The sequence below is a fragment of the Flavobacterium sp. 20NA77.7 genome, from assembly GCF_031326205.1.
Lineage (GTDB): Bacteria > Bacteroidota > Bacteroidia > Flavobacteriales > Flavobacteriaceae > Flavobacterium > Flavobacterium nakdongensis.
This window is the reverse complement of the sequence record NZ_CP133721.1, coordinates 2,248,676-2,270,308: the sequence shown is the minus strand read 5'-3', so window position 1 is coordinate 2,270,308 and position 21,633 is coordinate 2,248,676. Positions and strand designations below refer to the sequence as shown.

The following is a 21,633-nucleotide window of genomic DNA, read 5'->3' as shown; positions in this document are numbered from 1 at the left end:
AACCTAAAGGCGTTAAACGCTTAAAATATCCTCTTCGTTTAGCAACGGTTCCATTCTAAGTTTCAAAATAATTTGTGCTACCGCAACAACATCTTTTTCACAATAGGTAATTATACGGTCAATATTATTCTCTTCATAATATACTTTAGCAACTTCGCTACCATCAATATCATCTTTTGGAGAAGGTACGCCTAATACTTTTGTTAATAATTTTAAAGAAGTATAATGTTTGTAGTCTCCAAATTTCCACATTTCTAAGGTGTCTAAATGAGGCACCTCCCAAGGTTTTTTGCCCATTAAATTCAATTTATTAGGAATTTTTATTTGGTTAATTATCATTCTTCTTGCAATAAAAGGAAAATCAAACTCTTTAGCATTATGGCCACATAGCACGTGGTTAGGCCCGTTAAAATGTGTGCTTAACAGATTAGCAAAGTCTTGTAAAAGTTTCTTTTCTTCTCCATGAAAAGTAGTTACCCTAAATTGTCGGTCCCCCATTTTATGGGTAAAATAACCCACAGATATACAAATAATTTTCCCAAATTCGGCCCAAATTCCAGCACGTTCGTAAAATTCTTCGGCAGCAATCTCGTCTTTGCGCTGGTACTGTGTTTTCTGACTAAATAGTGTTTTAAAATCTTCATCAAGATTTTGGAATGAAGCATTTTCGGGTACTGTTTCGATGTCTAAAAACAGAATGTTTTCTAGGTTAATTGAGGTGATCATAGTTTTGGGAGTTTTAGTTTTTTCTTTTTGCTAGCATGGCATAGGTTTCGTTTACATAGGTGTAAAGGTCGTTACTATGTGGGTCTGTTTTAGTTTGCTTTCCTTTTAAATGCCCGAGTCTTACAATGATTAAATCGTCTTCGGGAATAACAATTACAAATTGCCCTAAATGACCACGCATATAGTATAATTTTTTTCCATTAATTTCATGTAACCACCAACCATAGCCGTATTCTGGCGCGTCTTTAAATCGGGGAGTAATAGACTTTTTTATAAAAGCTTCGTCTAGTAGTTGTTTGCCGTTCCATTTTCCATTTTGTTTGAACAATTTTCCAAAACGAGCAAAATCTCTTGCGTTACTTGCCACACAACAATAAGCCTTTTCAATGCCGTCTGGGTCGTCTAGTTGCCATAAAGCATCATGTTCGGCACCCATGGGTTGCCAAAAATTTTTAGCAATATAATCTGAAAGAAAAACGCCTGTTGCTTTTTCTATACACATGGCTAATAATTGGGTAGCACCACTTAGGTATTTAAATTTTTGCCCCGGTTTTTCATTTATTTCAAGGCCTAAAATAATTTTTTTTAAATCATCATCAAAATAGGCTCTCGTAACAATTGAAAACGGACTATAATATTTTTCGTCCCAATTTAATCCAGAAGACATTGAGGCTAAATCACCCACAGTTACTTCTTTAGCGTATTTTCCTTTTAAATTTGGAAAAAAATCAATCACTTTTTGATTTAGATTTTTTATTTTATGTTCCATAATCGCTTTCCCTAACGCAGCGCAAACCATGCTTTTAGCCATAGAAAAAGAGTTGGTTTTAGAATTTTTGTCGAAACCATCAAAATAACTTTCATGCCAAACACTATCATTTTTAATAATCACAAAAGCAACTGTTTTTAATTCTTGATGCGTTTTGTATAATGTAGTTGTTTCAGTAATAGAGTTGTAATCTTTAGCAATAGGCCAAGGCTGTGCCGTTCCCTTTCTTATTGTTCTATTAGGGAACTCTTTGTAATCTTCTAGAAATGCTGTAACATAACCTTTTAAGTAAATTGTTTGCACTGCTCTTAAAAGATAATCTACATTAAAAATATAGAGTAATAAAACGATGCTACTTAATGCAATAGCGAACCATTTGAAGAATTTTTTGAGCCGTTTCATTCTTTAGTTGTTTTGTTTTACGAATGTAAGAAACTTTTTAAAACAATCGTTGTTGCAAAGATGGATTTTCATGTTCTAACAACCATTTTTTTCGCCACAACCCACCCGCATAACCAGTTAGTGACCCATCAGAACCAATAACTCGATGGCAAGGAATGATAATCCATAAGGGGTTTTTACTATTAGCATTTGCGACTGCTCTTATCGCTTTTGAATCGCCTAATTGGTTTGATAATTGCTGATAGCTTATTGTGGTTCCAAATGGAATTTCAAGAAGTTTCTGCCATACTTTTTTTTGGAAATTTGTCCCTTGAGGATTGAGACGAATTGTAAATTGTTTCCGTTTTCCTTCAAAATATTCTTGAAGTTGTATTATAGCATCTTCCAATGTTTTTTGACTCGTATGAGTTATTTTTATTTCATCTGAGATAATAGATAGCGATGTTAAACCGTTTTCATCGCCTTCAATAAGAAGATTGCCAAGAGGAGTTTGTAGTAATGCTTTTTCCATAAAAAAATCCCGACAAGTTGTTATAAAACTTATCGGGATAAATATAGTAAAAAACAACTGAATTATTTAGCTTGCGGCGCTGGAGCAGGAACTTCGTCTGCTTTTACAGTACCTTTAATAGTGATTACTTTTGGTGCTACATTTTCTTCACTAGTAGTAACTGTAACTGTTTTGTGAAAAGCACCAGGAGCAGCTGCGTTGTACTCTGCAGAAACGATACCTTTTTCACCTGGTTTAATAGCTGTTTTTGTATAATTTGTAGCGGTACATCCACAAGAAGCTCTTACAGAAGTCAAAAGAACATCTTTTTTTGTAGTGTTAGTAAACGTAAACTCATAAGTAACTGGTTTACCTTTTTCAATTGTACCAAAATCATGTGTTTCTGTTTCCCATTTTAATTGGGATTGAACTTGTGGAGTAGCCACGGCCGTTTTTGCATCTTGTTGTGTTTGAGCAAAAGACGCAGTAGAAACGAATAATGCAAATGCTAGTAATTTTACTGTTTTCATAGTTGAATAATTTTTAATTTTGTATGGAGCAAATATATTTATTATTTTACAAATTGTTGTTAATCACTTATATTATTGCTGTTAATGAGTTGTTAATGTCTAATTTTGCTTACTTTTTTGTAGTAATATCGTTAAAAAAATATAGAGAACATGAAATTTTCAAGATTAAATAGCGTCATTATCATTGGTCTATTAGCGATAGTAGGTGTCATTATTATGCAACTTTTGTTAATTGACAACGCGTATAAACTTGAAAAAAAGGAAACCGAAGATAAAATCTTTTTTGCTCTTCAAGATGTTTTAGACAAGGTATATAGAGATAATCATTCAGGATTAACGGTTTCAAATCAAGTAATTAAACAATCAGAAGAGTATTATATTGTAAATGTTAATGATGAATTTGAAAATACGATATTAGAGCATTATCTAAAAGAGGAGTTTCAAAAAATAAAATTAGATTTAGCTTTTGAATATGCGGTTTACAATTGCTCGTCTAACCAAATGGTTTATGGCAGTTATATTTCAAGTAAAGGAGAAAAAGAACCCTTAAAATGTAAAAATTGTTTTGTAAAACATCAGGATTACACCTATTATTTTGCGATACATTTTCCAGAAATGAAACAAAGCCATTTTAAAAATTTGGAACAATATTGGGTGTTTACAGGTGTTTTATTATTTGTTTTAATCATTTATGTATATTCCATTTTATTAATGTTAAAGCAAAAAAAATATACAGATTTACAGAAAGATTTTATCAACAATATGACGCATGAGTTTAAAACACCCTTGTCTTCTATATTAATTGCTTCTACCTATTGTAAAGACCAACCCGAAATAAAGACTAATTCGAAATTAGCAAGGTATAACCAAATTATTATTGAGCAATCGCAGAAGTTAAATCAACATATAGAACGCATTTTGTATGTTGCTAAAACAGAGAGTAAGCAAATGACCATTGAAAAAACCCCTTTAAAATTACTTCCTATAATAGAGCTTGTGAAGGAAAATGTATTGTTAAAGTTTGAAAAAGAGCTTACGATTTCTATTGTTTCACAAAATGAATATCAAATTCAAGCCGATGCTTTTCATTTTTATAACGTAATTTATAATTTGGTAGATAATGCGGTTAAATATTCAGGAGAAAGACCGAATATTCAACTTTTGGTCTCTGAAGAAAACAGCAAATTAACCTTAAAAATTATTGATAATGGGATGGGTATTCCAGAAAGAGAATTGCCTTTTGTTTTTGATAAATTTTATCGCGTTGCTCGTGAAGACAGTAAAGAAATAGAAGGTTTCGGAATTGGCTTAGCTTATGTAAAGAAAATTTGTGAGATGCATCATTGGCAAATTAGTATTCACAATAATCAGAAAGAAGGAATTACGGTTACAATAATCATTCATGAATATAAATTAATGAACAACAAATAAAATAATAATATGGGGAAAAAAATTTTATATGTTGAAGACGACGAAACGCTGGCGTTTTTAACGACAGATAATTTAGAACATCATTATGAGGTAGTGCACTGTAACAATGGTAAAAAAGGGTTTGAAACGTTTTGTACTCAAGCTTTTGATTTAGTCATATTGGATATTATGCTACCCGACATGGATGGTTTTCAAATAGCTGAAAACATTAGGAAAAAGAATCAAGAAATTCCAATAATTTTTTTATCCGCAAAAACATTAAAAGAAGACCGTATAAAAGGATTAAAATTAGGTGCAGATGATTATTTGATTAAACCGTATTCTATAGAGGAATTAATTCTAAAAATTGAAGTTTTTTTACAACGAAGTCAAAAAACAACTGACAAAATATCTATAAAAAATTATTCTTTTGGTTCATTTCTATTTGAGCCTGAAAATTATTTAGTTAAAAATCAACATATAAAAATTACATTAACAGAGCGAGAAGCACAACTGTTAAAACTCTTTTTAGATCACCCAAATATGGTATTGAAAAGAGAAAAAATATTGATGGAACTATGGGGAAGTGACGATTATTTTTTAGGAAGAAGTTTAGACGTGTTCATTTCTCGTTTACGAAAAATAATAAAAGAAGAACCTGCATTAGCTATTGAAAATATTCCCCGAGTAGGATTTAAATGGGTTGTTGAAGAAAAATAAATAGCAATGCTTTTAAAATGAAACGATTACACATCTTTATGTAATAAAAAAAAGTTGTAAGCGTTATATTTATTAGTACATTTGGCAAGTTAAAAGTTAGTATTTTATTTATACTTAATGTTAAATAATTTTACCTTTTTGCACCCAATTCTATAGTTAATGTAATAAGGGTTAACCATTACAAGCACAAAAATCCCCGTAAAATTTACGGGGATTTTTTGTTTACTTTTTGATTATTCTTTCTGTGTAAATTTTTTGATCTATGGATGTTATTTTAATAAAGTATAGACCCACAGAAACTTCGTTTAAGTCAATTTCTACTTCATTAGAAAACACATGATTCTTTTTTGTATAAATAATTTTACCTGTTACATCAAAAATTTCAATAGTGCTAGGTATAGTATCCCGAAAGAAAATTTTAAATGAACTACTTGTAGGGTTTGGAGCAATTTGAATCGCGTTCAAATTCATACCTTCTGTATTAAGTGAGCCTGATACGACAAAATCATCAATATTTATTCCTAGTTGGTTTACGCCTTCATCTGATTGAAAAACAATTCTAAAAATAACGTTTGTTTCAGCATTTAAAGCCGCTAAAGAAGCCGAGTAATCTGATAAGGTAGTATTTGTCCCTGTCCATTGTGCGCCTACACAATTATAACAATCTGTTCCTGAGGTTTGAGGAGTTCTGTCGCTATTATACCACCCTGTTCCCATGGTACCTAAAACTGCCCAATTTGCTCCAAAATCAGTACTATATTCAACATATGCCAAATCCCAGTCTTGTTCTAAATCAAAAGCCAATTTAAAATTAATTGTTGGGTTAGATATAGTAGATAAATTATAGCACTGAGAAATTAAATAAGACTTGGTATTATCCGCATAATTTCCTGAGATATTTGTAACGTATGCCGTATTTCCATTCGTAGTTAGTAAGCCCGAAACTCTGTTTCCTCTTGTCCATCCGTTTCCTCCTTCTGTAATTACTATTAATTCGTCCGAAACAGTTGTAAAATTATTAGTAACACCTACAGTTCCTGAATCATTTACATAAAAAATTGTTCCTCCAGTATTGTTGTCTGAAAAAGCATCGCCTGCTGTAGTCGTTGTAAAGGATAATGTGTGAGCCCCTCTATTTGTTGTAAAGGAAGGAATATCAATAAGTTGATTTGCGCCAGAAGCTATTGTACCCGACCAATTAAAAGAGCTAGGCGTGTTATCTACTAAATAAGTAATAGCAACAGATGAAATGGTGTTTTGGCCTCCATTTTTTACTACAATTTGCGGGGCAACTGAGGCAGTACAGTTTATATTTATAGTTGGATTAGTTACCGAAACAAATTTTAAATCTAAAGCAGGAATTTCTACAGGAATATTTGTTTGCCAAATTCCCCGTCCATAGGTAGCTGCAACAATTTTGGCGTCTTCTAAGTTAATTTCTAAATCGGTTATAGAAACATTGGGTAAGTTAGTATCAAAGGCTTGCCAAGTTGACATTGTGTCGTCTATGTAGTAAACGCCTAAAGCTGTTCCTACATATAGTGGATTTGTGCTATTTCTTCCCTGATGTACAATGCAATTTTTAGAGATAGAAGGCAGTCCGGGAGCAATTGAAACGAATGTATTACCACCGTCGGTAGATTTTAAGGCTTCTCCTGAGACACCGCTAGTTGTAATGTAAACGATATTTGTGTTAGAGTAGTGCACTGTAATTCCTGTTATTGAAGAGGAAGCCGTATAAACAGCAGTAAAGGTAACACCCACGTTCGTGCTTTTATATAGTACGTTGTCGTTAGCCACAAAAATAACAGCATCATTGGAAGGCGCTATACTAATTAATTCAATATTTCCCGAACCAACACTATTTGTGTTTTGTTGTGACCAAGCTCCATTGACTAATTTAAACAACCCATTAAAACCAGAATAAATAGCACCTTGTCCGTCACTTTTTATGGGTGTAACCCAATTCCCATCTACACCTCCAGGCGAACCCACACTACCTGTTATGCTGTTGCCCCCGTTGTTTGAAATGTACATAGGATTTCCAAATTGAATAAATCCATAATAAAGATTACTATTACTTTGACTTACAGCAGCATCCATACCGTCTGCGCCATAAAAATTTTTCCATCCAGCATTGCTAAATGCATAGCCACCATTATCTTGAAGTCCGCCAACCATTTTACCAGAGGATTGTTTAGATACAGAAATTTTATAGAATTGACTAATTTGCAGACCGCCCGTTAAATCGTTAAAAGACAAACCATTATCTTCGCTAACATACACCCCTCCGTCACTTCCACAATATAATTTTCCATTTAAAAATTGTAAAAAATGGATATCGGCATGTGTATAAGTAGCCGAAGATGGCGCACTCCAATTGTTTACTTTTGTAGCAGTACTACCACCATTTGAGGATTTCCAAATATTTAAACATCCTGTAAATAAAACATTTGCATTCGTAGGCGAAACGGCTAAAGCTAAATCATACCAACCCTGTGTAGATTCTAAGATATCTGTAGTTCCAGAGGTTTTATTAAATGAAGTTCCGCTATTGGTAGATTGATAAATACCATTTAAAGCATTACTTGTATTAATGCTTAAAATATACACATAATTTGCGTTAGCTGGTGTTATATCTAATATCATTCGCCCTGTTGAGCCTGAAGCAGAAAGACCAGAGGTAATATTTGTAAACGTATCTCCCGTGTTTGTGGATTTATAAAATTTATTGTTTGAAGTAGCATATACAATTGTGTGGTCTGTTGGTTTAAAACGTATTGAACCTTGAGAAAAATCACCTGTTTGTTCCACTGTCCATGTGGTTCCGCCGTCTAGTGTTCTATAAATTCCTGCGCTAGTTGCACATAAAATAATTTGATTGTTTGTCGGATGAATAATAAGATCGCCAGCAAAATTTGAAGTCCCCGTAAAGCTTAAACCTGTTGTATTCCAAGAAATACCGCCATTAGTTGATTTTAAAACACCAACAGAATAGGTGTCAGACGCATCTCGGTCCCCCGTGGCAATATATATTATATTTGAGTTTGTAGGATCAACAGCAATGCCTGAAACACCTATTTGTGGTAACTCATCCGATAGAGGTATCCAAGATGAGCCACTGTTTGTTGATTTCCAAATCCCACCGGCAGGTGCACCTATATATATTGTTGTAGGATTAGACGGGTCTACAGCTACTACATTTACTCTTCCTTGTCCAGAAGACCAAGAACCTGTATTGGTATGTGTAAACGGACCTACAGGCTCCCAATTACTTGGCGGTAAAGATTGAATGGTTGAACTTCTATTTGTGGATCTATTTTTTTTAGTATTCCATGCTTCCCATAGCTGTTGAGGCGTCATAATTGTACCATCCGCATTTAACTGATTTTGCCAATGATATTCCCATCTTTTAAAGGGTTTAAAGCCGCTTCCTTTTTTAGTTCGATCTTTGTTTAACCAATAGTTATTAAAAATAGTAACTTCTTGCTCAAACAAATTTGTTTTTACAACATCAGCTGTTGATACGTTCCAAGGAGCGTTTTTATTAAATTGTCCAAAAATAAAAACAGAAAATAAACAAAAGAAAGTTAAGTAGATATTTTTCATAGCAGTAGACATTTTGGTTACACAAACATACTAAAAAAAACAGAAAGGAGGTTTTTACAAGGGTAAAAAACAATAAAGACCATTTAGAAATGTGTATTTTTGCAACAAATATTTTTCCAAAATGAAAAAACGCACTATTTTTATTTTTTGCTTTTCAATTTTATTAGTCTCTATTTTTATAGCGATTTATTCTTTAATGAATAGAAGAAACCTTCCTATTTATACGCCACGTGATGTAAATCCAGAATTAGTAGATTCTACAGTTCAACATATAGGTTATAATCATAAAATCGCTCCCTTTTCATTTACGAACCAAAACGGCAAAACAATTACGAATAAAGATTATGAAGGAAAAATATACGTAGCCGATTTCTTTTTTACAACTTGTCAAACCATTTGTCCAAAGATGACCACAAATATGGTTTGGTTACAAGATAAAATTAAAGACAATCCAAAAGTTAAATTACTTTCTCATACTGTTTTTCCTGATGAGGATACGGTTGAGGTTTTGAAAGAATATGCAAAAGCAAAAGGTGTACTAGATGTTAAATGGAATTTAGTAACAGGTAATCAAAAAGAAATTTATAAAATTGCGAGACAGTCTTATTTAGTTGTAAAAACAGGAAAGCCAGAAGAATTATACGACATGGTTCATACAGAAAACTTTGTCTTAGTAGATCAAAAGGGTCGAATCAGAGGGTTTTATAATGGAACCTTACTCAATGAGACTAAAAAAGGCGAAAAAAACATGAATCAACTTTTAGAGGATATTGAATTTTTAGCGACTCAAGAATAAAAATTTAGGGTACTTTTTTTCCTTGACTTTCTGTCCATATTGCAAACCAATCTTCTATTGATAAAGCTATCGTTTTTACGTGAGCTAAACTCGTGATTCTATCTAGATTTGTTGTGCCCACTACAGGCAATATCCCCGCAGGATGTTTCAAAATCCACGCTAACAAAATAATTTCCTTACCACATTCATATTTTGTTTCAAGTTTTGAAAGGAGTTGATGTAAACGCTGGGTTTGCTCGGTTGTTTCTTTAAAAACAGCACCTAGCGGATTCCAAGCCATTGGCACAACACTATGTAATTGCATAAAATCTATACTTCCATTTAGCATAGGTTCAAAATGCGTTGCCGAAAATTGAATTTGATTATAAGAAATAGGAATGTTTTTTTGAAGCAAAGCGGTTTGTTCAACAGAAAAATTAGATACGCCAAAATTTTTAATTTTTCCCGTTTCTTTTAATTTAGTTACCGCTTCTGCAATTTCATCGGCTTGCATTAGAGGGCTTGGTCTGTGGAGCAATAACACATCTAAATACTCTGTTTGTAAATTTTTTAACGACTGTTCTACGCTCCAAATAATATAGGATTTACTATAATCATAATGCTTTAAAGCATATTTTCTAGTTCCTCCAACATATTTTATGCCGCATTTTGAAATGAATTGCACGTTATCTCTAGTAATATTCATTTCTTGCCACGCTTCTCCAAAGGAGGCTTCGGTCGTATATCCGCCATAAATATCGGCATGATCAAAAGAGGTAATTCCTTGATTTAGATAAGCAAAAATGCGCTCTTGCATATCCCTTTTAGCTAAATTATTACCCCAAACACCCCAGTTCATGGTGCCTGCAATAAGACTAGAAAGTTTGTTTGACATAGTTTCAATTTATATTCAAATATATAAAAAACAACAAAACTAAATCGCATAAGTCGCTCTTCAAACTAATTTATCTTCAAAACATATAATTTAACGGACTCTTAACATCAAAAAATAATTAAAAATTACAATTTGCACCCAATTATTAAAATTAAAATCCATAATTGAAATAATACTACAAATGGAACAGCAAACAGGAACAATTGACGTGGCGTCACTTAATGAAAAAATACAGCAAGAAAGCGCATTTATTGAAGTATTGACTTTTGAAATGAACAAAACTATTGTAGGTCAAAAACACATGATAGAACGCTTGTTGATAGGGCTTTTAGGACAAGGTCATATTTTGTTAGAAGGAATGCCTGGATTAGCCAAAACATTGGCAATAAATACTTTGTCAAAAGCGGTCCAAGGTTCGTTTAGTCGTATACAGTTTACCCCTGATTTATTACCAGCAGATGTAGTAGGAACCATGGTGTATAATTTAAAAGAAAATGCATTTACAGTTAAAAAAGGACCTGTATTTGCCAATTTTGTTTTGGCAGACGAAATCAATAGAGCTCCCGCTAAAGTACAATCGGCATTGTTAGAAGCCATGCAAGAAAAACAAGTCACAATAGGAGATGTTTCCTATAAGCTTGATGCGCCTTTTTTGGTATTAGCCACTCAAAACCCTGTGGAACAAGAGGGAACGTATCCGTTACCTGAAGCACAAATGGATCGTTTCATGTTAAAAACAATTGTGGATTACCCAAAAATGGAAGAAGAACAGGCTATTATTAGAATGAGTTTACAAGGCGGATTACCCTCTATAAATCCGGTAGTAAGTGTAGATCAAATTCTTCGTGCGCAGGCATTGGTTAAAGAAGTATATATGGACGAAAAAATTGAGAACTATATTCTAAATCTTGTTTTTGCTACACGTTTCCCAGAAAAATACAGATTAGAAAATCTTAAACCGTTTATTCAATATGGAGCTTCTCCTAGAGGAAGTATTAATTTAGCTTTAGCCGCAAAATGCTATGCTTTTATTAAACGAAGAGGGTATGTTATTCCGGAAGACGTGCGCGCGGTAGTACATGATGTCTTGCGCCACAGAATAGGCATAACTTATGAAGCCGAAGCTGAAAACATTACTACTGAAGCTATCATTTCAAAAATAATAAATCAAGTTCAAGTCCCATAAACGGCGAATTAAACTAAAATGGAAACTAAAGAACTGCTAAAAAAAGTAAAGAAGATAGAAATTAAAACCCGAAGATTGAGCAATCATCTTTTTTCGGGTCAATATCATTCGTCTTTTAAGGGCAGGGGAGTAACGTTTTCAGAAGTGAGACCCTACCAATATGGAGATGATTTTCGTGCTATTGATTGGAATGTTACCGCACGAAATAATGATACATATATAAAAGTATTTGAAGAAGAAAGAGAATTAACACTTCTTTTAATGGTCGACTGTAGTGCGTCACAATCATTTGGTTCTTCGTTACAAAATAAAAATGAAATTATTGCTGAAATCGCAGCTACATTAGCTTTTTCAGCTACACAAAACAATGATAAAATTGGGTTAGTGCTTTTTTCCGATCAAGTAGAATTATTTATTCCACCAAAAAAAGGAAAAACGCATGTATTGCGAATTATTAGAGAATTAGTAGAATGGCAACCTAAAAGTAACAAAACAGCTATTCATTTAGCTTTAGAATTTGTGTCTCAAGTCATGAAAAAGAAAGCCATACTATTTTTAATTTCTGATTTCAGGGATTCAAATTACCAAAAATCACTTCAAATCGCAGCTAAAAAACATGATGTAACTGGAATTAGAGTGTATGATAAAAGAGAACAACATCTCCCTAACTTAGGTTTAATTTCTGTTGTAGACGCTGAAACAAATGCCCATATTTGGCTAGACACACAGTCTCCAGAAGTTCGCCATGCTTATGAAAATGAATTTAAAACACAAGAAGCCTATTGTTTTTCCGCTTTTTCTAAATGTGGGGCAGGTTTAGTTAATACACATACCGAAGAAAGCTATGTTTCTAAATTATTAACGTATTTTAAATCGAGAAGTTAATGAAAAGGTATATTGTACTGTTATTGTTTGGTTTTTACTCCTCTGTTGCACAAACAGTAACGACTTCTGTTGATAAAAAAACAATAAAAATTGGCGATCAAGTTACGTTAACACTTCATCTTAATGCAAAAAAAACAGACCAAGTTGTTTTTCCTGAACTAGATTCAATAGGTAAATGGGAAGTAGTTACAAACCATCCTGTTAAAACGATTCGACAAAAAAACATTGACCAATTAGTAAAAAAATATACCATCACGCAATTTAATTCGGGCACTTATACCATTCCTTCGGTTGAAATAGCGTACAATAAGCAAAAAATCAACACCCAAAAGCAAACAATAGAAGTAAAAGATGTTGAAGTTGATACGCTTAAACAACCCTTATATGACATTAAACAAGATGAATCAATTAACTTTAATACAACTTTAAATGAGGCTCAACCATTAGTTTTTTGGCAAGTGATTTTAGTCTTTTTATTTCTTGGTATTGTTCCGGTAATCGTTTATTGGTTAATGAAACGAATACATGCTAAATATGATTTAAAAAGAGAGAAATATACACCGCCGTTTACGCTTTTTTCCACACAATTTTCATCGTTAGAGTCTTTAAAAACACAACCTAAACTATTTTATTCTAAAGCGACAGAATTAATAAAATCGTATTTTGAAGTAACAATAGAAATTCCCGCTCTAGAGAGTACGACAGATGAATTTTTGATTCGGGTTAACCAAAAAACAAAAGAACAAAAATTAGAAATTTCCCAAACTACGTTACAATCCCTTGAACAGGTGTTTCGACATGCCGATTTAGTAAAATTTGCTAAGTCTAAATTAAATGAGACAATTCTCCTTCAAGATCAAAAAACAATTTTTACTTGTATTCAAGAATTTCATGATAAATTGCCACAATCTAACGAAGAAATACGTGTAGCTAGAGCATTAGAAGCGGAACAAAAAAGACAATTTAAAAATAAAAATTACCGTCAATTTGCGGTAGTGCTTAGTTTTTTATTAACAGCAATTGCGGGTACAGTCTATTTAGGCTATCAAAACATTTACGATGCCTTATTACAATACCAAAATGGCAAAGATTCACATTATTATTTAGCCAAAGATTGGGTAACGTCTGAATATGGTTATCCTGCGATACAAATCACCACGCCAAAAGCCTTAGAACGAAACGCCTCAGATAGCATTGCTCCTAGTATAAAATCAACAGCTACTTTTAAGTGGAATAGTTTAAAAGATAATATTGCTATTTCTGTTGAAACGAAAGCGTTTAAAGATACTACTAAATTTGAGTTAGTAGGAATTATTGATTATGAGCAAGCCCTTTTGCTTCAACAAGGTGTAAAAAAATTAAAAGTAGATGCCAAAAAATTTAAAAATCAAAATGGTGTTGAAGGGGACGAATTAGTGTCAAATTTTGAGTTTTTAACTAATGGAGAAATTGAAAAAATTACAGGTATAATTTTAGTTTTACATGATGAAACCAGTTTAAAAACCGTTCGGATTTTTTGTAGAACAACCGATAAAGAGAAAACTAATTTTATTGAAAAAATAAAAAACAGTATCCAACTCATTCTAGACGAAGATGAAGAGTAACTCGTTTTTACATCCAGAATTACTAGGATTACTCATTCTGGTCCCTTTTTTTATTTTTTGGTATGTGAAAGTAGCACCACACGCTCAACCTACTTTAAAAGTAAGTCAGATAGCTACTGATGAACAAACAAAAACGTGGCGTACACGTACTAGACCTTATTTATGGGTGTTACGCGTAGTAGCTTTTGTAGGTATGGTGTTGGCTCTTGCAAGACCCATTAGTACTGAAAAATCTAACTTCACAAGTTATAAAAACGGAATTGATATTGTAATTGCCACCGATGTGTCAGGTTCAATGTTGGCAACGGATCTAAAACCAAACCGATTAGAAGCAGTCAAAAAAGTAGCAGCAGATTTTATAAAAAACAGGACAAATGACCGTATTGGTTTAGTGGTATATGCAGGCGAAAGTTATACCAGAACACCAGTTACTTCAGATCATCAAATGGTGCTCACTTCTTTAGCAGACGTTCAATACAATGGATATGTTTTAGAAGATGGTACGGCAATAGGCATTGGTTTAGCTACAGCTATAAACAGACTAAAAACAAGTAAGTCAAAAACAAAAATTATTATATTGCTTACAGACGGGGTAAATAATAAAGGCAGTCTAGATCCAATTTCTGCTGCTGAAATTGCTACAGCGTATGGAATAAAGGTATATACAATAGGTGTGGGCACAAACGGAATAGCAAATGTGCCTTATACTACAGACGCTAACGGAAATATATTGTATCAAAAACAGCAGGTTGAAATTGATGAAGCATTGATGCAACAAATTGCGTCAACGACGAAAGGAAAATATTTTAGAGCGACATCAAATGAAAAATTAGCGGCTATATATAATGAAATAGATCAATTAGAAAAAACAATAATTAGAGAGCAAAAACACTTAAAATTTCAAGAAGAATTTCGTTTTTGGTTACTACTAGCAATAGCTTGTTTAGCTGTTGAATTTGCCCTAAAAAAATTAATTTATAAAAGTTTTATTTAATGTTTACGATAGAAAAACACCTATATTTTCTTTTGTTGCTACTTATTCCTTTATTCGTAGTAGTAAGGCATTATTATTTAAACTGGCAAAGAAAAAAACAGTTGGAGTTCGGAAATCCGATTGCTTTACAAAAAATTGTAAAATTTAGCACCGTAAATCACGAACAATTTAGATTTATTCTTTTTTTAACGATTCTTTTTTTCAGCGTTTTAGCACTAGTTAATCCTAAATTTGGTACTGAAAAAAATAGCGTTACTGCGCAAGGAGTTGAGGTTGTTTTTGCCTTAGATGTTTCAAAAAGCATGCTTTGTAAAGACGTTTCTCCAAATCGTTTAGAACGTGCCAAACAAATTATTTCACAATTAGTGAACCAGTTAAATGCGGAGCGAATGGGTATGGTTGCTTATGCAGGTAATGCTTATCCTGTTTTACCAATGACAACAGACTATGCATTGGCTAAAATGTATCTACAAACGATAAATACAGATTTAATTTCTTCTCAAGGAACCGCTATTAATACAGCACTAAAAACAGGAGTTGACTTTTTTGACAATCCTAATGCGGGAAAAGTACTCATTTTACTTTCAGACGGAGAAGACCACGAAGAAGCGGCTGAAAAAGCAGCTATTTATGCTAAAGATAAAGAAGTTAAAGTACTTACTATTGGAATAGGAACACCTCAAGGAGGCCCTATTTATTTTATTGATGAATACGGCGAACCTCAAGTTAAAAAAGATAAAGAAGGAAGAGAAGTTGTTACCAAACTTCAAGAAACTGTTTTAGAGAATATAGCAAAAAATGCATCTGGGAGTTACATTTATGCCAACCAAACAGATGAGGTTGTCGCGCTTGTTAAAAAAGAAATCCAATCTATGAAAAAAGCAACGGTTAAATCGCAACAAATTGCCCAACAAAAATCGCAATTTCAATGGTTTTTAGGTGTGGCTTTAGTGCTGTTCTTACTAGATGTATTTTTTATTGAAAATAACCTATTTTCTTTTGCACAAAGAATTAAAAGAGAGAAAAATGAATAAAATACTACTACAAATAAGCTTGCTTTTATTTATTTCGGTTGTTTTTTCACAGCAAGAAGTAAATCAAAAAAACCTTGCGTTAAAACAAAAGGAAGTGCAATTAAGAGAAGTAAAGAATAATTCCAAAAAACAACAAAATCAAGCAACATACAATTTAGGAAACACCATTTATAAATCAAAGCAATATAACGAAGCAAAACAAAATTATAAACTAGCACTTTCAACTGCTAAAACGAAAGCTGAAAAACACAAAGTCTATCATAATTTAGGAAATGTGTATATGCGAGAAAAAAAATATGACAAAGCCGTTGAAAGTTATAAAAACGCCTTAAAAAACAACCCAAAAGACGAAGAAACACGCTATAATTTAGCAGTTGCTCAACGAAAATTGAAACAAAATCCGCCTCCAAAAAATAAACCGAAGAATAAGGATAAAAAACAACCAAAAAACAATAAAGACAAGAATAAAAATTCTCAAAAAAACAAAAATAATCAATCTCAATCTAAGCCAAAAGGAACCAACAAACAGCGTATGGAAAATATTTTAAATGCCATAGGTAAAGAAGAAAAAAGAGTGCAAGAAAAAGCCAATGCACAACGCGGAAAAACACAAACTCTTGAAACAGAAAAGGATTGGTAAACACATACAATGAAATTAAAACAAATGACCTTTAAAAATAATTCGTTACAAATGAAAAAGAATATTTTAACAGCATTTCTTTTTTTAGTTACGTATTTCACTTTTGCTCAAGTGAAATTAGAGGCACGTGTAAGTAAAACGAATATAATGGTGGGCGAAACCATTCAATTAGATTTTGTATTTAACAACAATGGTCAAAATTTTGAACCGCCACGTTTTGGAAATTTTGAAGTGGCTGGACCGTTTGTTAGTGCTTCAGAAAACATTGTAAATGGTGCTTATTCTGCTTCACAGCAATATTCGTATGCCCTTCAGGCCACTAAAGCAGGTGTATATACAATTCAGGCCGCTTCAATTGTGTATAAAGGCAAAGCCTATTTTTCAAAACCCATTCAGCTTGTAGTAAACAATCAAAAACGAAAAGAATCAACCGCAAATGCTTCAGGGAACACCTATCAAATAAATGCCAACAAAACAATACCTTCAAAAAATCAAGCTATTTTTATTGAAGCAGAACTAACAAAAAAAGAAGTTTTTATCAATGAGCCCGTTGAGGTAACGTATCGGATTTATTTGCACCCAAAATTTAGAATTGAACAAGAAAATAAAATAAATTATCCAAAATACAATAACTTTTGGAGTCAAACAGATAATGTCAATTACGACGATTGGCAAGAGGTCTATGTAAACTGTCGAACCTATTACACCAAAGCGTTCAGAACGGCTTTACTTTATCCTCAGAAAACGGGTTTGCTCACAATTAATCCTATCACATTAGATCTTAATATTGCGTATCCAACTGGAGAATTAGATTTTTTTGACGACCCAGTTTTCGATACTACTCGAAAAATAGTTGTGTCTAATGCGTTAAAAATTAATGTAAAACCCCTTCCAGAAAACGGAAAACCAAAAAATTTCACAGGCGCTGTAGGAGACTTTGATTTTACAGTAGTAGTAGATAAAAATGCAGGCAAAACAGGCGAATCTTTTGAAATGAAATTTATCGTTTCGGGTTCAGGAAACTTGAAATTATTTGACCTTCCAAAACCTATATTTCCCCAAAACGTTGAGGTTTTTGAACCAAAGCACACCGAAGAAATCAAAGATAATGTATATGGAATGACGGGTAAAATAACAGATAGTTATACACTTATACCTACTAAAAAAGGGGAGTTGCGTTTTCCAGAACAAACTTTCACATTTTTTAATAGTCAAACAAAAAAATACGAAACCATTACTGCCCAGCCGTTAAAAATGATAATTCAGCAAGGCAAAAACACACCTATTAATCATTCAAATGCCAACAAAAAAAATAGCGTTGTTAAAGATTTTTCAGAACCACAAAGTGCGCCTGGCAGCGGAATCAAATACCTTGTTGGTGTAGCACTCTTTTTACTCGCATCAAGTGTAATTTTTTGGTATTTAAAAAAGAAAAACAACATAAAAAATCAAGTTTATGACTCAACTAACGAGTTTGTAATTAAAGAAGAAATAAAAGTCGAAACGCCAAGTTATCAAATGGAAATACTTGATGAGCAGGACACTTTTGATAAAGAAAAAATGTATCAAAAAATGGAACGCATACTTCTTGCAACTTTATCACAAAAAATAAATTTTGAAGGCGGTTTTACGGATAAAACAAGTATTGAAAAAGGATTGCGAGAAGCTAATTATTCAGAAGAAATTATCGAAAATACACTTCGATTGTTGCATACGTGTGAACAAGTAAAATATGCGCCGTTTTTGAATGTAGCTGTTCAAGAAGACTTTCAAACCGCTCAAAAAGTGCTTTCGGCATTAAGACATAAAAATTAATTCTATCGCAATAATTTGCGAATGTGCTCGTTTTTGAGTAGTATTGTTGAAAAGAATTTCTCAAGCTACAACGTATAGGTATGATGCAAAAATTCCTCGGAATACTTATCCTTTTTATTACACAGGTTCAGGCACAACAGAACTTGTGGAAGGGTTATTTTTCGTTTAATGAAATTACTGATGTTTGTGCGGGTAATCAAACTATTTTTGCGTCTACAAAAAATGCTGTTTTTAGTAAAGATTTGAACACAAATAATCTCACGACGTATACGTCTATTAATGATTTAAAACCTAATGAGATTACTACGCTTTTTCATACATCTACAAAGCACACTTTTATAGGAAATGAAAATGGCCAAATCATTATTATTAAACCAGATGGTACTATAGTAAATAAGCCCGATATTATTTTAGAAGTTCCTGTGCCACCTAATTCTAAAAGAATAAATGACTTTTATGAATTCAATGGTAAAATATATGTAAGCACTCAATACGGAATCACTGTTTTTGATTTAACGAATCTGGAAATAGACGAAACCTATTACATTGGTTCATCGGGCGAACTACTAGATGTGTTACAAACCACCGTTTTTAATAATCAAATTTATGCGGTTACGAGAACACAAGGAATCAAAAAAGCAGCCTTATCCAATCCTTTTCTATATGATTATTCGCAATGGAGTGTTTTTGATGGCGGCTATTGGCTAAGCTTAGTTACGTTTAATAATCAACTGATTGGGATGAACTCAAACAATATGTTATATAAGTTTGTGGGTGCTATTCCTCAGTCATTTGCTTCTTTTGGTTCCGTTGGAATAAAATTAAAAACAAGCGCAACATATTTAGTGGCGCATGCCAATTATCAAATTCATGTTTTCAATACGTCCTTAGCTTTACAATCAATAACGTATCAAATAACAGGTATTTCAGATTATTTCACTGGCGCAGCAATTCTAAATAATAAACTATACATTGGCACAAGTAAAAACGGGCTGTTTGAATCTTCCATTCCTGCTACGAATCAATTTACTTTACTATCTCCAAACGGTCCTATTCAAGATTATTCGTTTAAAATAAAAAAAACAACCGACGAATTATGGCTTACACACGGCAGTTATGACCGCACGTATGCACCCGATTATAAACAAGAAGGCATAAGTGTTTTTGCTCCTCAATCAGGATGGAGTAGTATTCCAAAGGGCGCATTATTTAATGCCGTTTCTTTAGGAACTATTTTAGAAAACACTAAAAATAAAACAGAAAAATACATTTGCTCTAACCATAGTGGCTTATTAAAAGTTGTAAACAAAACCGACGTAACGCTGTTGAACCATTTAAACACTGGAACATCAGGTTTGGAGAGTTTAACCTATCTTCCCGACCCAACGTATAAATCTGTTCGCCCTAATGGACTAAAACAAGATAAAGACGGGAATATTTGGTTAGCAAACGCCTATGTTAATAAAGCTTTAAAGGTGCTAAAACCAGGAAACAATTGGCAGTCATATGATTTAACAAATGTTATTTCTGATGTTACAAACGAACGCTACGGGAATATTGATATTGATAAAAATGGCACAAAATGGATAGCTACTTTTTTGAATGGCGTTATTGGTTTTAACGAAAAATATAACAATAAGTTTATTGTTGTAGGCTTAGATAATGGTTTGCCTGATAAAGATGTGCGTTGTGTGGCTGTCGACAAAAAAGGACAGTTGTGGATTGGCACTTATAAAGGATTGCGAATCATTTCTAGTGTGGACCGTTTTATTTCAGAAAATGAATTAACAGCAACAAACATTGTCATTCAGGAAGGCGATTTAGCGCAGGAATTGTTTTACCAACAAATGATACAAGACATTTATGTCGACGGTTCAAATAACAAATGGATTGCACTTGCTGATGCAGGGGTTTTTCATGTAAGTGCAAATGGCAAAACAACCTTGCATCGATTTACCAAAGAAAATTCGCCTTTACCGAGTAACAATGTATTAGATATTGAAATTGATGAAGTTTCGGGGGAAGTTTTTTTTGCTACAGATAAAGGAACCGTTTCATTTTTAGGCTCATCAACCAAAGGTAGTGATAATTTAGAAGCAGTTTATGTATATCCAAACCCCATTCGACCAGATTACACAGGAACCGTAAAGATAGCGGGATTAATGGACAAAGTGAATGTAAAAATTACAGATATAGAAGGCAATTTAGTTTTTGAAACCACTTCTCAAGGCGGAACAGTAGAATGGGATACCACTGCTTTTGGAAAATACAAAGTAGCATCTGGTGTGTATATGGTGTTTGTTAGCGCTGCAGATGGAGCAGAAACAACGGTAAAAAAAATAATGATTGTTAGGTAATGCTCATTAAAACCAAAGCCATTGTCTTAAGCGCATTAAAATATCAAGAAAAAAGCTTGATCGTAAAGTGCTACACCTTAAATCATGGTATTAAATCCTATTTTGTCCAGAGTGCTTTTTCGTCAAAAAAAGCAAACCAACGCATTGCTTACTTTCAGCCATTAAATAGTCTTGAAATAGAAGCTACCCACAAAAACAAAGGTACACTAGAGCATTTTAAAGAAGTAAAGCTTGCACACGTTTATCAATCTATTTACACCGACATTGTTAAGAGCACAGTCGTCTTATTTCTATCTGAAATTTTACATTACAGTATTTTAGAGGAAGAAAAAAACGAAAAATTATTTACTTTTTTAGAAACAGCCATGTTGTGGTTAGATGCGCATGAAGAAGCAGCTAATTTTCATTTGATCGTACTTTTAGAGCTCACAAAACATTTGGGTTTTTATCCCGATACAACCGAAATAGATTTTCCTTTTTTTGATAAATCAGAAGGGTTTTTTACGCCTTTTCAAAGTATGACTGCTTTAAACCAACACGAAACGACTTTATTCAAAAAATTGATACACTTAAAATTTGATGGCAATCAAAAGGTTTTTGTAGGCATTGAACGGCAAATATTACTAAAAGTGCTACTCGATTATTACACGCTACACTTAGACGGTTTCAAACAACCTAAATCCCTTGCTGTGTTAAAAGAAGTTTTTTCTTAACACACAACTTTTACCTTTTACCTTTTGCCTTTTACCTATAAATCATTACTTTCGCAAATTGATTTAAGTACACGACAAA

Annotated in this window: 18 protein-coding genes; 12 read left to right on the top strand and 6 right to left on the bottom strand. The window is 32.9% G+C overall.

What is annotated here, in order from left to right; genetic code table 11:
- Window positions 1-12: 12 nt before the first annotated feature.
- The 4 genes from RF683_RS10010 to RF683_RS09995 form a co-directional block, all read right to left on the bottom strand.
- Window positions 13-726, bottom strand: coding sequence for a 3'-5' exonuclease (locus RF683_RS10010; protein ID WP_309532147.1), 714 nt, complete (start codon window positions 724-726; stop codon window positions 13-15).
- Between the two features lie 13 nt (window positions 727-739).
- Window positions 740-1,897: a serine hydrolase domain-containing protein gene (locus tag RF683_RS10005; protein ID WP_309532146.1), complete on the bottom strand. Its 1,158-nt coding sequence runs from the start codon at window positions 1,895-1,897 to the stop codon at window positions 740-742.
- Window positions 1,898-1,934: 37 nt separating this feature from the next.
- On the bottom strand, window positions 1,935-2,408 hold the full coding sequence (locus tag RF683_RS10000) for a methylated-DNA--[protein]-cysteine S-methyltransferase (RefSeq protein WP_309532145.1): 474 nt from the start codon (window positions 2,406-2,408) through the stop codon (window positions 1,935-1,937).
- A gap of 62 nt (window positions 2,409-2,470) precedes the next feature.
- On the bottom strand, window positions 2,471-2,917 hold the full coding sequence (locus RF683_RS09995; protein ID WP_309532144.1) for a DUF1573 domain-containing protein: 447 nt from the start codon (window positions 2,915-2,917) through the stop codon (window positions 2,471-2,473).
- Window positions 2,918-3,067: 150 nt separating this feature from the next.
- Here RF683_RS09995 and RF683_RS09990 point away from each other — a divergent pair, with 150 nt between their 5' ends.
- Window positions 3,068-4,348 carry a sensor histidine kinase gene (locus tag RF683_RS09990; protein WP_309532143.1) on the top strand — a complete coding sequence of 427 codons (1,281 nt, stop codon included), beginning with the start codon at window positions 3,068-3,070 and terminating at the stop codon, window positions 4,346-4,348.
- Window positions 4,349-4,357: 9 nt separating this feature from the next.
- Window positions 4,358-5,047 carry a response regulator transcription factor gene (locus tag RF683_RS09985; RefSeq protein WP_309532142.1) on the top strand — a complete coding sequence of 230 codons (690 nt, stop codon included), beginning with the start codon at window positions 4,358-4,360 and terminating at the stop codon, window positions 5,045-5,047.
- A 222-nt stretch (window positions 5,048-5,269) separates the two neighbouring features.
- Here RF683_RS09985 and RF683_RS09980 read toward each other — a convergent pair whose 3' ends face one another.
- Window positions 5,270-8,656, bottom strand: coding sequence for a T9SS type A sorting domain-containing protein (locus tag RF683_RS09980; protein ID WP_309532141.1), 3,387 nt, complete (start codon window positions 8,654-8,656; stop codon window positions 5,270-5,272).
- A 121-nt stretch (window positions 8,657-8,777) separates the two neighbouring features.
- Here RF683_RS09980 and RF683_RS09975 point away from each other — a divergent pair, with 121 nt between their 5' ends.
- Complete coding sequence (locus tag RF683_RS09975) at window positions 8,778-9,452, top strand: SCO family protein (protein WP_309532140.1); 675 nt, start codon at window positions 8,778-8,780, stop codon at window positions 9,450-9,452.
- Between the two features lie 4 nt (window positions 9,453-9,456).
- Here the strand turns inward: RF683_RS09975 and RF683_RS09970 are convergent, their stop codons facing one another.
- Window positions 9,457-10,326, bottom strand: coding sequence for an aldo/keto reductase (locus RF683_RS09970; protein ID WP_309532139.1), 870 nt, complete (start codon window positions 10,324-10,326; stop codon window positions 9,457-9,459).
- A gap of 181 nt (window positions 10,327-10,507) precedes the next feature.
- On the opposite strand from RF683_RS09970, the gene RF683_RS09965 reads away from it, so the two are divergent.
- The 9 genes from RF683_RS09965 (at window position 10,508) to recO (ending at window position 21,554) form a co-directional block, all read left to right on the top strand.
- Window positions 10,508-11,512, top strand: coding sequence for an AAA family ATPase (locus tag RF683_RS09965; RefSeq protein ID WP_309532138.1), 1,005 nt, complete (start codon window positions 10,508-10,510; stop codon window positions 11,510-11,512).
- Between the two features lie 18 nt (window positions 11,513-11,530).
- A complete protein-coding gene (locus tag RF683_RS09960) occupies window positions 11,531-12,397 on the top strand; it encodes a DUF58 domain-containing protein (RefSeq protein ID WP_309532137.1) in 867 nt (288 codons plus the stop codon).
- On the top strand, window positions 12,397-14,001 hold the full coding sequence (locus RF683_RS09955) for a BatD family protein (protein WP_309532136.1): 1,605 nt from the start codon (window positions 12,397-12,399) through the stop codon (window positions 13,999-14,001). Before RF683_RS09960 ends, RF683_RS09955 begins: the two co-directional genes overlap by 1 nt.
- Complete coding sequence (locus tag RF683_RS09950; protein ID WP_309532135.1) at window positions 13,991-14,995, top strand: vWA domain-containing protein; 1,005 nt, start codon at window positions 13,991-13,993, stop codon at window positions 14,993-14,995. Before RF683_RS09955 ends, RF683_RS09950 begins: the two co-directional genes overlap by 11 nt.
- Window positions 14,995-16,029 (top strand): VWA domain-containing protein, encoded by a 1,035-nt coding sequence (locus RF683_RS09945; protein ID WP_309532134.1) that lies wholly within the window; start codon window positions 14,995-14,997, stop codon window positions 16,027-16,029. Before RF683_RS09950 ends, RF683_RS09945 begins: the two co-directional genes overlap by 1 nt.
- Window positions 16,022-16,669 (top strand): tetratricopeptide repeat protein, encoded by a 648-nt coding sequence (locus tag RF683_RS09940; RefSeq protein WP_309532132.1) that lies wholly within the window; start codon window positions 16,022-16,024, stop codon window positions 16,667-16,669. Before RF683_RS09945 ends, RF683_RS09940 begins: the two co-directional genes overlap by 8 nt.
- Window positions 16,670-16,720: 51 nt before the next feature.
- A complete protein-coding gene (locus RF683_RS09935; RefSeq protein ID WP_309532131.1) occupies window positions 16,721-18,484 on the top strand; it encodes a BatD family protein in 1,764 nt (587 codons plus the stop codon).
- Between the two features lie 80 nt (window positions 18,485-18,564).
- On the top strand, window positions 18,565-20,841 hold the full coding sequence (porZ, locus tag RF683_RS09930; protein ID WP_309532130.1) for a type IX secretion system anionic LPS delivery protein PorZ: 2,277 nt from the start codon (window positions 18,565-18,567) through the stop codon (window positions 20,839-20,841).
- Window positions 20,841-21,554 carry a DNA repair protein RecO gene (gene recO / locus RF683_RS09925; RefSeq protein WP_309532129.1) on the top strand — a complete coding sequence of 238 codons (714 nt, stop codon included), beginning with the start codon at window positions 20,841-20,843 and terminating at the stop codon, window positions 21,552-21,554. The genes porZ and recO overlap by 1 nt, the downstream gene beginning before the upstream one ends.
- Window positions 21,555-21,633: the final 79 nt, after the last annotated feature.

Coding starts and splice junctions, on each gene's coding strand:
- RF683_RS10010 (WP_309532147.1), bottom strand. CDS start 726: ATGATCACCTCAATTAACCTAGAAAACATTCTGTTTTTAGACATCGAA.
- RF683_RS10005 (WP_309532146.1), bottom strand. CDS start 1,897: ATGAAACGGCTCAAAAAATTCTTCAAATGGTTCGCTATTGCATTAAGT.
- RF683_RS10000 (WP_309532145.1), bottom strand. CDS start 2,408: ATGGAAAAAGCATTACTACAAACTCCTCTTGGCAATCTTCTTATTGAA.
- RF683_RS09995 (WP_309532144.1), bottom strand. CDS start 2,917: ATGAAAACAGTAAAATTACTAGCATTTGCATTATTCGTTTCTACTGCG.
- RF683_RS09990 (WP_309532143.1), top strand. CDS start 3,068: ATGAAATTTTCAAGATTAAATAGCGTCATTATCATTGGTCTATTAGCG.
- RF683_RS09985 (WP_309532142.1), top strand. CDS start 4,358: ATGGGGAAAAAAATTTTATATGTTGAAGACGACGAAACGCTGGCGTTT.
- RF683_RS09980 (WP_309532141.1), bottom strand. CDS start 8,656: ATGAAAAATATCTACTTAACTTTCTTTTGTTTATTTTCTGTTTTTATT.
- RF683_RS09975 (WP_309532140.1), top strand. CDS start 8,778: ATGAAAAAACGCACTATTTTTATTTTTTGCTTTTCAATTTTATTAGTC.
- RF683_RS09970 (WP_309532139.1), bottom strand. CDS start 10,326: ATGTCAAACAAACTTTCTAGTCTTATTGCAGGCACCATGAACTGGGGT.
- RF683_RS09965 (WP_309532138.1), top strand. CDS start 10,508: ATGGAACAGCAAACAGGAACAATTGACGTGGCGTCACTTAATGAAAAA.
- RF683_RS09960 (WP_309532137.1), top strand. CDS start 11,531: ATGGAAACTAAAGAACTGCTAAAAAAAGTAAAGAAGATAGAAATTAAA.
- RF683_RS09955 (WP_309532136.1), top strand. CDS start 12,397: ATGAAAAGGTATATTGTACTGTTATTGTTTGGTTTTTACTCCTCTGTT.
- RF683_RS09950 (WP_309532135.1), top strand. CDS start 13,991: ATGAAGAGTAACTCGTTTTTACATCCAGAATTACTAGGATTACTCATT.
- RF683_RS09945 (WP_309532134.1), top strand. CDS start 14,995: ATGTTTACGATAGAAAAACACCTATATTTTCTTTTGTTGCTACTTATT.
- RF683_RS09940 (WP_309532132.1), top strand. CDS start 16,022: ATGAATAAAATACTACTACAAATAAGCTTGCTTTTATTTATTTCGGTT.
- RF683_RS09935 (WP_309532131.1), top strand. CDS start 16,721: ATGAAAAAGAATATTTTAACAGCATTTCTTTTTTTAGTTACGTATTTC.
- porZ (WP_309532130.1), top strand. CDS start 18,565: ATGATGCAAAAATTCCTCGGAATACTTATCCTTTTTATTACACAGGTT.
- recO (WP_309532129.1), top strand. CDS start 20,841: ATGCTCATTAAAACCAAAGCCATTGTCTTAAGCGCATTAAAATATCAA.